Raw genomic sequence first — 15,052 nt, 5'->3', positions numbered from 1 at the left:
GTACGATGAATACTCTTCGCGAAATCGTTCCGGTGCCGCGCGAGCAACTCGCGCGCTCGCGTGTGCTCGTCGTCGGCGACGTGATGCTCGACCGCTACTGGTTCGGCAACGTCGATCGCATTTCGCCTGAAGCGCCGGTGCCGGTCGTGCACGTGCAGCGTCAGGAGGAGCGGCTCGGCGGTGCGGCCAACGTCGCGCGCAATGCCGTGACGCTCGGCGGCCAGGCCGGGCTGCTGTGCGTCGTCGGTTGCGACGAGCCCGGCGAGCGGATCGTCGAGCTGCTCGGCAGCAGCGGCGTGACGCCGCATCTCGAGCGCGATCCGGCCTTGCCGACCACGATCAAGCTGCGCGTGCTCGCGCGCCAGCAGCAACTGCTGCGCGTCGACTTCGAGGCGATGCCGACGCACGAGGTGCTGCTCGCGGGGCTCGCGCGTTTCGATGCGCTGCTGCCGCAGCACGATGTCGTGCTGATGTCGGATTATGCAAAAGGCGGCCTCACGCACGTCACGACGATGATCGAGAAGGCGCGTGCGGCCGGCAAGGCGGTGCTGGTCGACCCGAAGGGCGACGACTGGGCCCGCTATCGCGGCGCATCGCTGATCACGCCGAATCGCGCGGAACTGCGCGAGGTGGTCGGGCAGTGGAAATCGGAAGACGACCTGCGCGCGCGCGTCGCGAATCTGCGTGCGGAGCTCGGCATCGACGCGTTGCTGCTCACGCGTTCGGAAGAGGGCATGACGCTCTTTTCCGCGGGCGGCGAACTGCATGCGCCGGCGCTCGCGCGCGAAGTGTTCGACGTGTCGGGCGCGGGCGACACCGTGATCGCGACGGTCGCGACGATGCTCGGCGCCGGTGTGCCGCTCGTCGACGCCGTGGTGCTCGCGAATCGCGCGGCAGGCATCGTGGTCGGCAAACTCGGCACGGCCACGGTGGACTACGACGAACTGTTTCACTGAGCGCATTCGGCGGCGCGACGAGCGCGCCGCACGGGTGGCTCGCACTTTTCAGGCAGGACGATCATGACCCTCATCGTCACCGGCGCAGCCGGTTTTATCGGCGCGAACATCGTCAAGGCGCTCAACGAGCGCGGCGAGACGCGCATCATCGCTGTCGACAACCTGACGCGCGCGGACAAGTTCCGCAATCTCGTCGACTGCGAGATCGACGACTATCTCGACAAGACCGAATTCGTCGAACGCTTCGCGCGCGGCGATTTCGGCAAGGTACGCGCGGTATTTCATGAAGGCGCCTGTTCGGACACGATGGAAACCGACGGCCGCTACATGATGGACAACAATTTCCGCTACAGCCGCGCGGTGCTCGATACCTGCCTCGCGCAGGGCACGCAGTTCCTGTATGCATCGTCGGCCGCGATCTACGGCGGCTCGACGCGTTTCGTCGAGGAGCGCGACGTCGAGGCGCCGCTGAACGTGTACGGCTATTCGAAGTTCCTGTTCGACCAGGTGATCCGTCGCGTGCTGCCGAGCGCGAAGAGCCAGATCGCGGGCTTCCGGTATTTCAACGTGTACGGCCCGCGCGAGACGCACAAGGGCCGCATGGCGTCGGTCGCGTTCCACAACTTCAACCAGTTCCGCGCGGAAGGCAAGGTGAAGCTGTTCGGCGAGTACAACGGTTATGCGCCGGGCGAGCAGACGCGCGATTTCGTATCGGTCGAGGACGTGACCAAGGTGAACCTGTTCTTCTTCGATCATCCGGAGAAGTCGGGCATCTTCAATCTCGGCACGGGCCGCGCGCAACCGTTCAACGATATCGCATCGACGGTCGTGAACACGCTGCGCGCGCTCGACAACCAGCTGCCGCTGACGCTCGCGCAGCAGGTCGAGCAGGGGTTGATCGAATATGTGCCGTTCCCCGATGCGCTGCGCGGCAAGTACCAGTGCTTCACGCAGGCCGACCAGACGAAACTGCGCGCGGCCGGCTACGACGCAGCGTTCCTGACCGTGCAGGAAGGCGTCGACCGCTACGTTCGTTGGCTATCCGGCCAGGTTTAAACCGGCGCGTTGCATCGATAGACTGGGTCTCACGGTCGGCAGCCGCCGGCCGTTTTTCTTCGGAGATCCAGCACATGATCAGGAAATGGTTTGCCGCAGCGGTCATGCTCGGCGCAGTGGCGTCGGCCTGGGCGGCCGTCGACGTCAACACCGCGAACGAGGATGCGCTCGTCGGCATCAAGGGCATCGGCCCGGCGCGGGCGAAGGCGATTCTCGACGAGCGCGGCGCACGCGGTCCGTTCAGGAATGCGGACGATCTCGCCACGCGCGTGAAGGGCATGGGCGGGCACACCGTCGAGCGGCTTCAGCAGGAAGGGTTGACGATCGGTGCCGCGGCGGGCGCGGGCACGACGCCGCCGGCCGCAGGCAAGCCGGCGGCGGCGAAGCCGGCCGCCGCACCGGCCCGCACCGCGCAGAAATAACGGGCCGCGCGTACCCGGCAAAGGGCTCCTTCAGCCGCCGTCGTTGCGACGGCTTCCCGCGGCATGCCGCGGGTTTTTTGCGTGGGGCCGCGTGCGCGGCGAAACGCGAACCGCGCGGCACGCGTATTCCTTCGTCGCAATGGGGTTGCCGGCGCGCGTGCCGGTGCTGGTTTACAATCGATCGATTGATCGGCCTCGTACTCACGGTATATCCATGGCTTACAAAACTATCGAAGACACGATCGGCAATACGCCGCTCGTGCAACTGGTCCGCCTGCCGGACGACGAGATTCGCGCCCGCAACAACGTGGTGCTCGCGAAGCTCGAGGGCAACAATCCGGCCGGTTCCGTGAAGGATCGCCCGGCGCTGTCGATGATCAGCAAGGCCGAGGCGCGCGGTCGCATCAAGCCGGGCGATACGCTGATCGAGGCGACGAGCGGCAACACGGGCATCGCGCTCGCGATGGCCGCGGCGATCCGCGGCTACAAGATGGTGCTGATCATGCCGGAGGATCTGTCGGTCGAGCGCCGCCAGAGCATGGCGGCCTACGGCGCCGAAATCATCCTGACGCCGGTGAAGGGCGGGATGGAACTGGCGCGCGACCTCGCGGAGCAGATGCAGCGCGAAGGCAAGGGCGTGATCCTCGACCAGTTCGGCAACCCCGACAATCCCGTCGCGCACTACGAAGGAACGGGGCCGGAGATCTGGCGCGACACCGACGGGCGCATCACGCACTTCGTGTCCGCCATGGGCACGACGGGCACGATCATGGGCACGTCGCGCTACCTGAAGGAACAGAATCCGGCGATCGAGATCGTCGGCGCGCAGCCGGAAGACGGCTCGCGTATTCCGGGCATCCGCAAGTGGCCGGAAGCGTACATGCCGACCATCTTCGATCGCAGCCGCGTCGACCGCGTCGAGAGCGTGAGCCAGGCTGCGTCGGAAACGATGACGCGCCGGCTCGCGGCGGTCGAAGGCATCTTCGCGGGCATTTCGTCGGGCGGCGCATGCGAAGTCGCGATGCGCATCGCGCGCCAGGTCGAGAACGCGACGATCGTGTTCATCATCTGCGATCGTGGCGACCGCTACCTGTCCACGGGCGTGTTTCCCGCCTGAGCGAGCGGGGTGCGCGATTCGCGCATCGATAAAAAAAGCGCCGCGTTCTGTGAACTGCGGCGCTTTTTCTTTGGGTGGCCAGTGCTTACTGCGGCTGCGCGTCGTCGGCGGCGGGCTGCAGCGCGCCAGTGGCCTCCATCTGCGCTTTCACGGCCTCGCCGAGCTGGTACACGGTGAGTGCGTAGAAGAAACTACGGTTGTAGCGCGTCAGCACATAGAAGTTCTTCAGGCCGAGCATGTATTCGGTCGCACGCCCCGGCGTCGGCAGGTCGACCACCGTCACCGGCGTGCCCGCTTCGGTCGTGATGTTGACCGTCGGCTCGTTCAGCGTCATGCCCGCGCGCAGCAGTTGCGACAGCGCCCAGTGCGGTTCGGGCTGGCCGTCGGCGGCGGCCTGTGCGATGCCCAGGCTGCCCGTGTCGGGCGTGATCTGCCAGACCACCGGGCGGTCGGTTTCCCAGCCGTGCTGCTTCAGGTAGTTCGCGACGCTGCCGATCGCATCGACAGGACTGCTGCGCAGATCGACGTGGCCCGTGCCGTCGAAGTCGACCGCATATTCGCGGATGCTGCTCGGCAGGAACTGCGGAATCCCGATCGCGCCGGTGTACGAACCGAGCACGGTGGTCGGGTCGAGCTGGTTGTCGCGGGTCCAGACCAGGAAGTCTTCGAGGTTCTTGCGGAACGTGGCCTGGCGGCTGTCGCGATTCGGCGTGTCCGGATAGTCGAACGTGAGCGTCGTCAGCGCGTCGAGCACCCGAAAATTGCCCATGTAGCGGCCATAGATGGTTTCGACGCCGATGATGCCGACGATCACCTCGGGCGGCACGCCGAACTGCTCGGATGCGCGCTGCAGCGTTGCCTGGTTCGCCTTCCAGAACTTCACGCCTGCGTTGATGCGGATCGGCTCGATGAAGCGCGAGCGATAGACGCGCCAGTTCTTCACCGAAGGCGTCGGTGCGGGCTTCACGAGCTTGACGGCCGTCGCCGAGTAGCTGATGCGCGAGAACAGCGCATGCAGGCTCGCCGAATCGAAGCCGTTGCGGCTCACCATCTCGTCGATGAACGCGTCGACCTTCGCATTGTTCGCGTAACGCTGTGGAACGATTTCCTCTTCGAAGGTCTGGCCTTGCGATGTCGGCTGCTGCGGCTGGGCCTGGGCGACGAGCGTGCCGGCGGGCTTCGCCGGCTGCGTCTGCGCGACGGCAGGCGCGGTGCCGAGGGCCGCGGCGATGGCAGCGACGACGAGCGGAGCGCGAACACGGCACAGCGCGGAGAGAAGGGCGGCAGGCTTGCTGGAATTCATGTCGAAGCGGGCGGACAGGGCGATTGTGTTCGGCGCAGTATACCCGACGCATCCGGCGCGCCGGGCCGATGTCGGCCCCCGTTGTGGTAAGTTAGCGGCGAATTCGCGGCAGACGATGGACATCATTGAGGGAGACCTGCGACGCACCGTGCGCCGCGGATGACAGCTTATGGCAACCGCTTTCTATACGCACCCCGACTGCATGCTGCACGAGATGGGGGAATGGCATCCGGAATGTCCGGCCCGCCTGTCGGCGATCCAGGATCAACTGATTGCGAGCCGCATCGACGACCTGATCGTGCACGAAACCGCGCCGTTTGCGAGCGAGGTCGCGCTGGGCCGCGTGCATACGCAGGCGCACATCGACTACATCCGGAGCATGACGCCGGTCGACGGTTACGTCGAGATCGATCCCGATACGTTGATGAACCGCGATACGTGGCGCGCGGCACTGCGCGCGGCCGGCGCCGCGATCGCGGCGACCGATGCGGTGATCGAAGGCCGCTATGCGAATGCGTTCTGCGGCGTCCGTCCGCCCGGCCACCATGCGGAGCCCGCGCGCGCGATGGGCTTCTGCTTCTTCAACAACGTCGCGATCGCCGCGCGGCACGCACTCGACGTACACGGCATCGAGCGTGTCGCGATCATCGATTTCGACGTGCACCACGGCAATGGCACCGAGGCGGCGTTCGCGAACGACGAGCGCGTGCTGATGTGCAGCTTCTTCCAGCATCCGCTGTACCCGTTCTCGGGTGCCGATCATCAGGCGCCGAACATGGTCAACCTGCCGATGCCGGCACGCAGCAACGGGATGGCGATCCGCGAAGCCGTCGACATGTTCTGGCTGCCGCGCCTCGACGCGTTCAAGCCGCAGATGCTGTTCGTGTCGGCCGGCTTCGATGCGCATCGCGAGGACGACATCGGCAATCTCGGCCTCGTCGAGGCCGACTTCGAATGGCTGACCGCGCAGATCGTCGACGTGGCGCGCCGGCATGCGCAGGGCCGTATCGTCAGCTGCCTCGAGGGCGGCTACAACCTGTCCGCGCTCGGGCGCAGCGTCGTCGCGCACCTGCGCGTGCTGGCCGGGATCTGATCCTCGCTTGACCGGCCGGGCCGGCACGCTCAGCGCGCGGGCACGCGCGCGTGAATCCAGGCGATCAGCGCGTCGATCACGCGGTCGCGTTCAAGATCGTTCATCGTTTCGTGGAAGCCGCCTTCGTACAGCGTCAGCGTACGATCGGGCGAGCCGACGCGCGCGCCGAACGCGCGGCTGCCGTCGGGTTCGGTGAGCTTGTCCTCGGTGCCGTGATAGACGAGCACCGGCACGCGCAGCGCGCCGCGGCCGTTCTCGATGCGCGCCATCGCGTCGAGAATCTCCGCGCCGGTGCGTGCGGGCACGGCGTCGTGATGCACGAGCGGGTCGGCGCGATTGGCCGCGACGATGGCCGGATCGCGCGACAGCAGCGCCGCATCGATCCTGATCGCGGGGAAAGTGGGCCACACACGGCTGATGACGCGGCTGACCGCGAGCATCCAGCGCGGCACGTCGCGTCCGGGCGCAAGCGCCGGGCTCGACAGCACGAGGCCCGTCAACGCGTGGCCGCGAGCCGGTGCACGTTCGATCGCGTAGAGCGCCGCGACCGCGCCGCCCATGCTGTGCCCCATCAGGAACAGCGGCGCATCGCCGCGCGCGGCTTCGGCGACCAGCGCATCCGCATCGTTCAGGTAGCCGTCGAAACGCTCGACCCACACGCGTTTGCCGGGCGACTGGCCATGCCCGCGCAGATCGATCGCAAGCACGTCGATGCCGGCTGCGTTCAGCCGGCCGGCGAGCGCGGCATAGCGGCCCGCGTGTTCGGCGAGGCCGTGCACCAGCGCGATCGTCGCGCGCGGCGGCGCGGTGCCATCGGCGGCCGGCCAGCGGTACGACGCCAGTTCGAGCCCGTCCGCGGTACGCAGCCGGCCCATGTGCGGCGCGGGCGCCGATCCGGCGGGGGTGGCGGGTGCGGCGGCCGGCGTGGTGGTGGCGCTCATCTGGCGTGTCTCCGGTTCGTTGGCATGTGTGTTCGGATCATAGTCGCGGCCTTTCCGCGCGGGCCAGGCGGCGCTCCTCTAATTTCGTCTGGTTATGAAAAGATCGAAATCGATTATTAAGGGGAATGAGGGGTTTGCGGTAAAATCGCCGGCTATTCCAGATGCATCGGCGGCCGACTGGCGGGCCAACTCGCCGGCCGGCCGCCGTTTTGTTTACATGATCGAATTACGCAATCTTTCGCAGCGTTTCCCCGGCCCGGGCGGCTGGGTCGAAGCGCTGCACAACGTCAACCTGACGATCCCGCAAGGCGAGGTGTTCGGCATCATCGGCCGAAGCGGCGCCGGCAAGAGCACGCTCGTGCGCACCATCAACCTGCTCACGCGGCCGACCGAAGGCAATGTCGTCGTCGGCGGGCGCGATCTCACGCTGCTGCCGGCCGGTGCGCTGCGCGAGGCGCGCCGCGAGATCGGCATGATCTTCCAGCACTTCAACCTGCTGTCGTCGCGCACGGTGTTCGACAACGTCGCGCTGCCGCTCGAGCTGGCCGGCGCGAGCCGTGCCGACATCGAGGCCGCCGTGCTGCCGTTGCTCGACCTGGTCGGGCTGTCCGCGCAGAAGGATCGCTATCCGGCGCAGATCAGCGGCGGGCAGAAGCAGCGCGTCGGCATCGCCCGCGCGCTGGCGAGCCAGCCGAAGGTGCTGCTGTCGGACGAAGCGACGTCCGCGCTCGATCCCGAAACCACGCGTTCGATCCTCGACCTGCTGAAGCGCATCAACCGCGAGCTCGGCCTGACGATCGTGCTGATCACGCACCAGATGGAAGTGATCAAGCAGGTCTGCGACCGCGTCGCGGTGCTCGACGCGGGGCGCGTGGTCGAGGAAGGCCGCGTGATCGACGTGTTCCTGCAGCCGCATCACGAAGTGACGCGCGCGCTGATCGGCGACGTGATCGCGCAGGAACTGCCGCCCGCACTGAAGGCGCGCGTGGCCGAGCGGCTGAAGACGGGCAGCGGGCATCTGCTGCGGCTCGCGTTCACCGGCTCGGGTGTCGACCAGCCGATCCTGTCGGAAACGATCCGCCGGTACGAACTCGATTTCAACATCCTGCATGGCCAGATCGACGAGATCCAGGGGCAGGCATTCGGTTCGCTCGCGGTGCTCGCGGGCGGCGAGCCGGGCAAGGTCGGGCAGGCGCTCGCGTTCCTGCGCGAGCAAGGTGTGGTGGTAGAGGAGCTTTCGTATGTTGAGTGAGATGTTCGATATGTTCGTGCAGTCGTTCTGGGAGACGCTGATCATGGTCGGCATCTCCGGGGCGGTCGGCGCGCTCGTCGGCCTGCCGCTCGGCGTGCTGCTCTACCTGACCGACCGCCAGGGGGTGCTGCAGAACCTCGCGGTGAATCGCGCGCTCGGCGGCATCGTGAACGCTGTTCGCTCGACACCGTTCATCATCCTGCTGGTCGCGGTGATTCCGTTCACGCGGCTCGTCACCGGTTCGTCGATCGGCACGGCCGCGGCGGTCGTGCCGCTGACGCTCGCGGCCGCGCCGTTCATCGCTCGTCTCGTCGAAACGGCGCTGCGCGAGGTCGACCGCGGGCTGATCGAGGCCGCGCAATCGATGGGCGCGACCACGTCGCAGATCGTATTCAAGGTGCTGTTGCCCGAATCGCTGCCGGGCGTCGTCGCGGGCCTGACGATCACGTTCGTGTCGCTGGTCGGCTATTCGGCGATGGCGGGCGCGATCGGCGGCGGCGGGCTCGGCGATCTCGGCATCCGCTACGGTTACCAGCGCTATCTGCCGGAAGTGATGTGGACGGTCGTCGCGATCCTGATCGTGTTCGTGCAGATCGTGCAATCGTTCGGCGACTGGCTGGTGCGCCGGCTGAGCCACAAATAAGACCAAACCGATCCGATAGGGGAAACACGATGCAACGACGCTTCATGCTGAAGTTCGCGGCGGCGCTGGGCGCGGCCGCGCTGTTCGCGGGCGCACATGCCCAGGCCGAAACCATCAAGGTAGGCGTGACGGGCGGCCCGCACGCGCAGATCATGGAAGTGGTGAAGAAGGTCGCGGCGAAGGACGGCCTGGAGATTCGCATCGTCGAATTCTCCGATTACGTGCAGCCGAACGCCGCGCTCGCGTCGGGCGACCTCGACGCGAACAGCTACCAGCACGATCCGTATCTGCAGGCGCAGGTGAAGGATCGCGGCTACAAGCTGCTCAAGGTCGCGGACACCGTCACGTTCCCGATGGGCATCTATTCGAAGCGCGTGAAGTCGCTGGCCGAACTGAAGCCGGGCGCGCGCGTCGCGGTGCCGAACGATCCGACCAACGGCGGCCGCGCGCTGCTGTTGCTGCAGAAGCAGGGGCTGCTGAAGCTGCGTGCGGATGCGGGACTGAAGGCGACGCCGCTCGATATCGTCGACAATCCGCGCAAGCTGAAGATCGTCGAGCTCGACGCGGCGCAGATCCCGCGCTCGCTCGGCGACGTCGACGCGGCCGCGATCAATACCAACTACGCGATGGAAGCGGGGTTGAAACCGAAGCAGGACGCGATCGCGATCGAGGGCCCGAACGGCCCGTACGCGAACATCCTCGCGATCCGCGAGGCGGACCGGAACAAGCCGTGGGTCGCCAAACTGATTGCGGCGTATCACTCGGCTGACGTGAAGCAGTTCATCGAAGGCAAGTTCGGCGGCGCGGTCGTTGCTGCCTGGTAACGGGCGGAGCACGGACGCCCGGCGGGATTAGAGTCGATGATCGAAAACCCGGGCTTTGCGTCCGGGTTTTTTCTCTTTTAAAATAGAACGACCGTTCGCTATCATTGGCGCGTCGCCAAGAAGCGGTATCCTCGACAACCATGATGGTTGGGTCCGCCTGGCCGCGCAGTCATGAGGCCTCGCTATAGAATGGCCTCTGGTCGTATTCGTAACTTTGGAGCGTGTGCATGAAAATCCTGGTGCCAGTGAAAAGAGTGGTCGATTACAACGTGAAGGTCCGCGTGAAGTCGGACAACACGGGCGTCGACATCGCGAACGTGAAGATGTCGATGAACCCGTTCGACGAAATCGCCGTTGAAGAAGCCGTGCGCCTGAAGGAAGCGGGCGTCGCGACCGAAGTGATCGCGGTGTCGGTGGGCGTCACGCAAGCGCAGGAAACGCTGCGCACGGCGCTGGCGATCGGCGCGGATCGCGCGATCCTCGTCGAGTCGAACGACAGCGTCGAGCCGCTGGCCGTCGCGAAGATCCTGAAGGCGCTGGTCGACAAGGAACAGCCGCAGCTGGTGATCCTCGGCAAGCAGGCGATCGACGACGATTCGAACCAGACGGGCCAGATGCTGGCCGCGCTGGCCGGCCTGCCGCAAGCGACGTTCGCGTCGAAGGTGACGGTGGCCGACGGCAAGGCAACGGTTGCACGCGAAGTCGACGGCGGCGCGGAAACGCTGTCGCTGACGCTGCCGGCGGTCGTGACGACCGACCTGCGCCTGAACGAGCCGCGCTACGTGACGCTGCCGAACATCATGAAGGCGAAGAAGAAGCCGCTGGAAACCGTGAAGCCGGAAGACCTGGGCGTGGATGTCGCGCCGCGTCTGAAGACGCTGAAGGTGGTCGAGCCGCCGAAGCGCGCAGCCGGCGTGAAGGTGCCGGACGTGAAGACGCTGGTCGAGAAGCTGAAGACCGAAGCCAAGGTGCTGTAAGAGGGAGCGGAAAGAAATGACGATTCTGGTGATTGCAGAACACGACAACGCGTCGATCAAGGCCGCGACGCTGAATACGGTGGCGGCGGCCGCGAAGATTGGCGGCGACATCCACGTGCTGGTCGCGGGCCACAACGCGCAAGCGGCTGCCGACGCGGCAGCAAAAATCGCAGGTGTGTCGAAGGTGCTGCTGGCCGACGCGCCGCAACTGGCCGAAGGCCTGGCGGAAAACGTCGAAGCGACCACGCTGAACATCGCGAAGGACTACTCGCACATCCTCGCGCCGGCCACCGCCTACGGCAAGAACATCGCACCGCGTATCGCCGCGAAGCTGGACGTCGCGCAGATCTCGGACATCACGGCGGTCGACTCGGCCGACACGTTCGAGCGCCCGATCTACGCGGGCAACGCGATCGCAACCGTGCAGTCGAGCGACCCGATCAAGGTGATCACGGTGCGTGCGACGGGTTTCGATCCGGTGGCAGCGGAAGGCGGCAGCGCATCGGTCGACAAGATCGAAGCAGCGGCAGACGCCGGCAAGTCGCAGTTCGTGAGCCGTGAAGTGACGAAGCTGGACCGTCCGGAACTGACGTCGGCGAGCATCATCGTGTCGGGCGGCCGCGGTCTGGGCAGCGGCGAGAACTACACGAAGGTGCTCGAGCCGCTGGCCGACAAGCTGTCGGCCGCGCTCGGCGCATCGCGCGCGGCAGTCGACGCCGGCTACGTGCCGAACGACTACCAGGTCGGCCAGACCGGCAAGATCGTCGCGCCGCAGCTGTACATCGCGGTCGGCATCTCGGGTGCGATCCAGCATTTGGCCGGCATGAAGGATTCGAAGGTGATCGTCGCGATCAACAAGGATCCCGAAGCACCGATCTTCAGCGTGGCCGACTATGGCCTCGTCGGCGATTTGTTCGCGCTCGTGCCGGAACTCGTGAACGAGCTCGGCTGATATACGGCGTGACGCTTCGGCGGTAAGCATGCAGCACGAGGGGCGCGACGAGCGCCCCTTTTTTGTTGTGTCGTCGCCGAAGAGGAGCGATCGTCGTTCGTCTGGACGATTCCGGATCGCACCGTGCCGTACGGAACATATCGTCGCGCACGCACGACCGGTAGCGTCGATTCGCTCGCCGGGCGACGAGCGCATGCGCACGTTGACTGAAGCCTCGTGCCGAGTCGGCACGCGCATTCGCCGAAACGAGAAAGGCGCCCTCGGGCGCCTTTCTTGCTGATGCAACGAGCCCGCATCGCCGCGGGCCGTTCCGATTTACGCGTATGCCGGGCGCGTCTGGCCGGGCACGTCCTTCAGGTAACGATGCACCGACAGGTCGTCGGCCTGGATCGCGGGCATCTTGCCCGAGATCAGGTCCGCGAGCAGTTGGCCCGAGCCGCACGACATCGTCCAGCCGAGCGTGCCGTGGCCGGTGTTCAGGAACAGGTTCGACACCGGCGTACGGCCGACGATCGGCGTGCCGTCCGGCGTCATCGGGCGCAGGCCCGTCCAGAACGTGGCCTTCGACGTGTCGCCGCCGCCCGGGAACAGGTCGTTTACGCACATCTCGAGCGTTTCGCGGCGCGCCGCGCGCAGCGTCTTGTCGAAGCCGACGATTTCTGCCATGCCGCCGACGCGGATGCGCTGGTCGAAGCGCGTGATCGCGATCTTGTAGGTCTCGTCGAGCACGGTCGACACGGGCGCGGCGGCTTCGTTGACGATCGGCGCGGTGATCGAATAGCCCTTGAGCGGATAGACGGGAATCTTCATCAGGTTCGAGATGAAGCGGGTCGAGTACGAGCCGAGCGCGACGACGTACGCGTCGGCACGCACCGTCTCGCTGCCGCACTGCACGCCGGCGATCTTGCCGCCCGCGATTGCGAGCGCATCGATCGGCGTGTTGTAGCGGAACTTGACGCCGAGCGATTCGGCGAGCGCGGCGAGGCGCGTCGTGAACAGCTGGCAATCGCCCGTTTCGTCGCCCGGCAGGCGCAGGCCGCCCGTCAGCTTGTGCGAGACGGCGGCGAGCGCCGGTTCGGCATTTTTCAGTTCGGCCGGCGACAGCAGTTCGAACGGCACGTTCGCTTCCTGCAGCACGGCGATGTCCTTCGCCGCGCCGTCGAGCTGCTGCTGCGTGCGGAACAGTTGCAGCGTGCCGCCCGTGCGGCCTTCGTACTGGATGCCGGTATCGGCGCGCAGCGCCTGCAGGCAGTCGCGGCTGTATTCGGCGAGACGGACCATCCGGCCCTTGTTGACTGCATAGCGCTCGGCCGTGCAGTTGCGCAGCATCTGGACCATCCACTGGAGCTGGAAGCGCGTGCCGTCGAGGCGGATCGCGAGCGGCGCGTGCTTTTCGAACATCCACTTGACGGCCTTCAGCGGCACGCCGGGCGCGGCCCACGGCGCCGCATAGCCGGGCGAGATCTGGCCTGCGTTCGCGAAGCTCGTCTCCAGCGCCGGGCCGGCTTCCCGGTCGATCACAGTGACTTCATGGCCGGCGCGCGCAAGGTAATACGCGCTTGCCACGCCCACTACACCGCTGCCCAGAATGACGACTCGCATAGCTGCTCCAGATGGAAGGAATCAGATCGAGGCCGGGCGCACCTGCGGCTCCGTGTAACCTCTAGCTGATCTAGTTTTTTGCGCTATGGTATTGTCGAATGTGCAGTTTTTGTTATTGTATTTTTCTGGTTTTCAGCATAAACAAATGAGAACGCAACGTCAGCCCGTACGCTCGCTCGACAAGCTCGACCGGCGCATCCTGAAACTGCTCCAGAACGACGGCCGGATGGCGATGAAGGACCTCGCGGAACAGGTCGGACTGACCGTCACGCCGTGCATCGAGCGCGTGCGGCGCATGGAGCGCGACGGTGTGATCACCGGCTATCACGCGCGGGTCGACCCGGGTCAATTGGGGGCCGCGCTGCTGGTGTTCGTCGAGATCACGCTCGGCCACAAGGGCGGCAACATGTTCGAGCAATTCCGCCGGGAAGTGATGAAGATCGACGAGGTGCTCGAATGCCATCTCGTCTCCGGCGATTTCGACTACCTGATCAAGGCGCGGATCGGCGAGATGGCCGACTACCGGAAGCTGCTCGGCGACATCCTGCTGCAGTTGCCCGGCGCCGTGCAGTCGAAGAGCTATGTCGTGATGGAAGAAATCAAGGAAACGCTGACGATCGCCGTCGGCGAGTGACGCGCCGGCGGCGTGTTGTCGAGCCCTTTATCCCGCCCTTGGCATGCTGCGCCCAATACTGTATAAATGTACAGTATTGGGCGCAGGCGAATGGGTGGGCATATGGACGATCGGTCCGACAACGAATTTCCGATAGCGCCGCCGGTGCCCCGGAAGGGGCGCGGTGCGGTCGACAACCTGCAGGGGCGATATGAAATCGCGCAGCGCGAAGCGGTGGACGACGGCTGGACGCACGAGTCCGACGATGCCGATTTCCCCGCGCCGCTGCGCACGCAGGTATTCGAGGAGCGGGCGAAGAGCATCCTGACGCACAACCAGTCGCCCGATATTCCGTTCAGCGTGTCGCTCAATCCGTATCGCGGCTGCGAGCACGGTTGTATCTACTGCTTCGCGCGGCCGACGCACAGCTACCTCGGGCTGTCGCCGGGGCTCGATTTCGAAAGCCGCATCTACGCGAAGGTGAATGCGGCCGAACTGCTCGAGCGCGAGATTTCGCGCAAGCGCTACGTGCCGGAGCCGATCGCGCTCGGCGTCAACACCGACGCGTACCAGCCGGTCGAGCGCGACCTGCGCATCACGCGCAGCGTGATCCAGGTGATGCACGATCGCGGGCTGCCGTTCGCGGCGATCACGAAATCGTCGCTGATCGAGCGCGATCTCGACCTGCTCGCGCCGATGGCCGAACGCGGGCAGGTGATGGCGGCGGTCACGATCACGACGCTCGATGCCGAGCTCGCGCGCACGCTCGAGCCGCGCGCGGCCACGCCGGCGCGGCGGTTGCGCACGATCCGCGCGCTGCGCGATGCGGGCGTGCCGGTGGGCGTAAGCATTGCGCCACTGATCCCGTTCGTCACCGAGCCCGACCTGGAGCGCGTGCTGGAAGCCTGTGCGGAAGCCGGCGCCACGCACGCGAGCTACATCATCCTGCGACTGCCGTGGGAGGTCGCGCCGCTGTTCAAGAACTGGCTCTCCGCGCATTTTCCCGATCGCGCGGAGCGCGTGATGAACCGCGTGCGCGACATGCGTGGCGGCAAGGATTACGACTCGGATTTCTCGAAACGGATGAAGGGCGAGGGGATCTGGGCCGACCTGTTGCGGCAGCGCTTCCGTCAGGCCGTCAAGCGGCTCGGGTTGAACGAACGCACGAACGGCATTCTCGATCTGTCGCGGTTCAGCGGTGCGCCGGCCGCTGGGGTGCCGGCGCCGCGTGTCGCGGTTCGAACAGCCGGCGCGAAGTCGCGCGACGACATGCAGTTGAACCTGTTCTGACCGGCGAGCAA

Annotated in this window: 15 protein-coding genes; 12 read left to right on the top strand and 3 right to left on the bottom strand. The window is 66.1% G+C overall.

The window, feature by feature from the left end; all coding sequences use genetic code 11:
- The first annotated feature begins 5 nt into the window (after positions 1–5).
- The 4 genes from rfaE1 (at position 6) to cysM (ending at position 3,551) form a co-directional block, all read left to right on the top strand.
- Positions 6–956 (top strand): D-glycero-beta-D-manno-heptose-7-phosphate kinase, encoded by a 951-nt coding sequence (gene rfaE1, locus HWW87_RS11160; RefSeq protein ID WP_089499800.1) that lies wholly within the window; start codon positions 6–8, stop codon positions 954–956.
- 63 nt (positions 957–1,019) lie between these two features.
- A complete protein-coding gene (rfaD, locus tag HWW87_RS11155) occupies positions 1,020–2,012 on the top strand; it encodes an ADP-glyceromanno-heptose 6-epimerase (protein WP_175820300.1) in 993 nt (330 codons plus the stop codon).
- A gap of 74 nt (positions 2,013–2,086) precedes the next feature.
- On the top strand, positions 2,087–2,434 hold the full coding sequence (locus tag HWW87_RS11150; RefSeq protein ID WP_175820299.1) for a helix-hairpin-helix domain-containing protein: 348 nt from the start codon (positions 2,087–2,089) through the stop codon (positions 2,432–2,434).
- Between the two features lie 214 nt (positions 2,435–2,648).
- Positions 2,649–3,551 (top strand): cysteine synthase CysM, encoded by a 903-nt coding sequence (gene cysM, locus HWW87_RS11145; protein ID WP_175820298.1) that lies wholly within the window; start codon positions 2,649–2,651, stop codon positions 3,549–3,551.
- A gap of 85 nt (positions 3,552–3,636) precedes the next feature.
- Here the strand turns inward: cysM and mltB are convergent, their stop codons facing one another.
- Positions 3,637–4,980, bottom strand: a complete 1,344-nt coding sequence (gene mltB / locus HWW87_RS11140; protein ID WP_175820297.1) for a lytic murein transglycosylase B — start codon at positions 4,978–4,980, stop codon at positions 3,637–3,639.
- Positions 4,981–5,023: 43 nt separating this feature from the next.
- Between mltB and HWW87_RS11135 the strand changes: the two genes are divergently transcribed.
- A complete protein-coding gene (locus HWW87_RS11135; protein WP_175820296.1) occupies positions 5,024–5,947 on the top strand; it encodes a histone deacetylase family protein in 924 nt (307 codons plus the stop codon).
- Between the two features lie 29 nt (positions 5,948–5,976).
- Here the strand turns inward: HWW87_RS11135 and HWW87_RS11130 are convergent, their stop codons facing one another.
- Positions 5,977–6,888 carry an alpha/beta hydrolase gene (locus HWW87_RS11130; RefSeq protein WP_175820295.1) on the bottom strand — a complete coding sequence of 304 codons (912 nt, stop codon included), beginning with the start codon at positions 6,886–6,888 and terminating at the stop codon, positions 5,977–5,979.
- Positions 6,889–7,105: 217 nt separating this feature from the next.
- Between HWW87_RS11130 and HWW87_RS11125 the strand changes: the two genes are divergently transcribed.
- The 5 genes from HWW87_RS11125 (at position 7,106) to HWW87_RS11105 (ending at position 11,536) form a co-directional block, all read left to right on the top strand.
- Positions 7,106–8,140, top strand: coding sequence for a methionine ABC transporter ATP-binding protein (locus tag HWW87_RS11125; protein ID WP_174388303.1), 1,035 nt, complete (start codon positions 7,106–7,108; stop codon positions 8,138–8,140).
- Positions 8,130–8,783 carry a methionine ABC transporter permease gene (locus HWW87_RS11120; RefSeq protein ID WP_175820294.1) on the top strand — a complete coding sequence of 218 codons (654 nt, stop codon included), beginning with the start codon at positions 8,130–8,132 and terminating at the stop codon, positions 8,781–8,783. The genes HWW87_RS11125 and HWW87_RS11120 overlap by 11 nt, the downstream gene beginning before the upstream one ends.
- 29 nt (positions 8,784–8,812) lie before the next feature.
- Positions 8,813–9,607 carry a MetQ/NlpA family ABC transporter substrate-binding protein gene (locus HWW87_RS11115; RefSeq protein WP_034206726.1) on the top strand — a complete coding sequence of 265 codons (795 nt, stop codon included), beginning with the start codon at positions 8,813–8,815 and terminating at the stop codon, positions 9,605–9,607.
- Between the two features lie 227 nt (positions 9,608–9,834).
- Entirely contained in the window at positions 9,835–10,584 is a 750-nt protein-coding gene (locus HWW87_RS11110) for an electron transfer flavoprotein subunit beta/FixA family protein (protein WP_006496532.1), read from the top strand.
- 16 nt (positions 10,585–10,600) lie between these two features.
- A complete protein-coding gene (locus tag HWW87_RS11105; RefSeq protein WP_175820293.1) occupies positions 10,601–11,536 on the top strand; it encodes an electron transfer flavoprotein subunit alpha/FixB family protein in 936 nt (311 codons plus the stop codon).
- Between the two features lie 315 nt (positions 11,537–11,851).
- On the opposite strand, the gene HWW87_RS11100 is transcribed toward HWW87_RS11105, so the two are convergent.
- Positions 11,852–13,138, bottom strand: coding sequence for a D-amino acid dehydrogenase (locus HWW87_RS11100; RefSeq protein WP_174432342.1), 1,287 nt, complete (start codon positions 13,136–13,138; stop codon positions 11,852–11,854).
- Positions 13,139–13,283: 145 nt separating this feature from the next.
- Here HWW87_RS11100 and HWW87_RS11095 point away from each other — a divergent pair, with 145 nt between their 5' ends.
- Together HWW87_RS11095 and HWW87_RS11090 are read left to right on the top strand one after the other, a co-directional pair.
- On the top strand, positions 13,284–13,772 hold the full coding sequence (locus HWW87_RS11095) for an Lrp/AsnC ligand binding domain-containing protein (protein WP_174432343.1): 489 nt from the start codon (positions 13,284–13,286) through the stop codon (positions 13,770–13,772).
- Positions 13,773–13,862: 90 nt separating this feature from the next.
- Positions 13,863–15,041: a PA0069 family radical SAM protein gene (locus HWW87_RS11090; RefSeq protein WP_175820292.1), complete on the top strand. Its 1,179-nt coding sequence runs from the start codon at positions 13,863–13,865 to the stop codon at positions 15,039–15,041.
- Positions 15,042–15,052 lie beyond the last annotated feature (11 nt).

It is taken from the genome of Burkholderia sp. BCC0419, from assembly GCF_902830285.1.
Classification (GTDB): Bacteria; Pseudomonadota; Gammaproteobacteria; order Burkholderiales; family Burkholderiaceae; genus Burkholderia.
The sequence above is the reverse complement of the archived record's forward strand: the minus strand, read 5'-3'. Positions and strand labels throughout refer to the sequence as shown.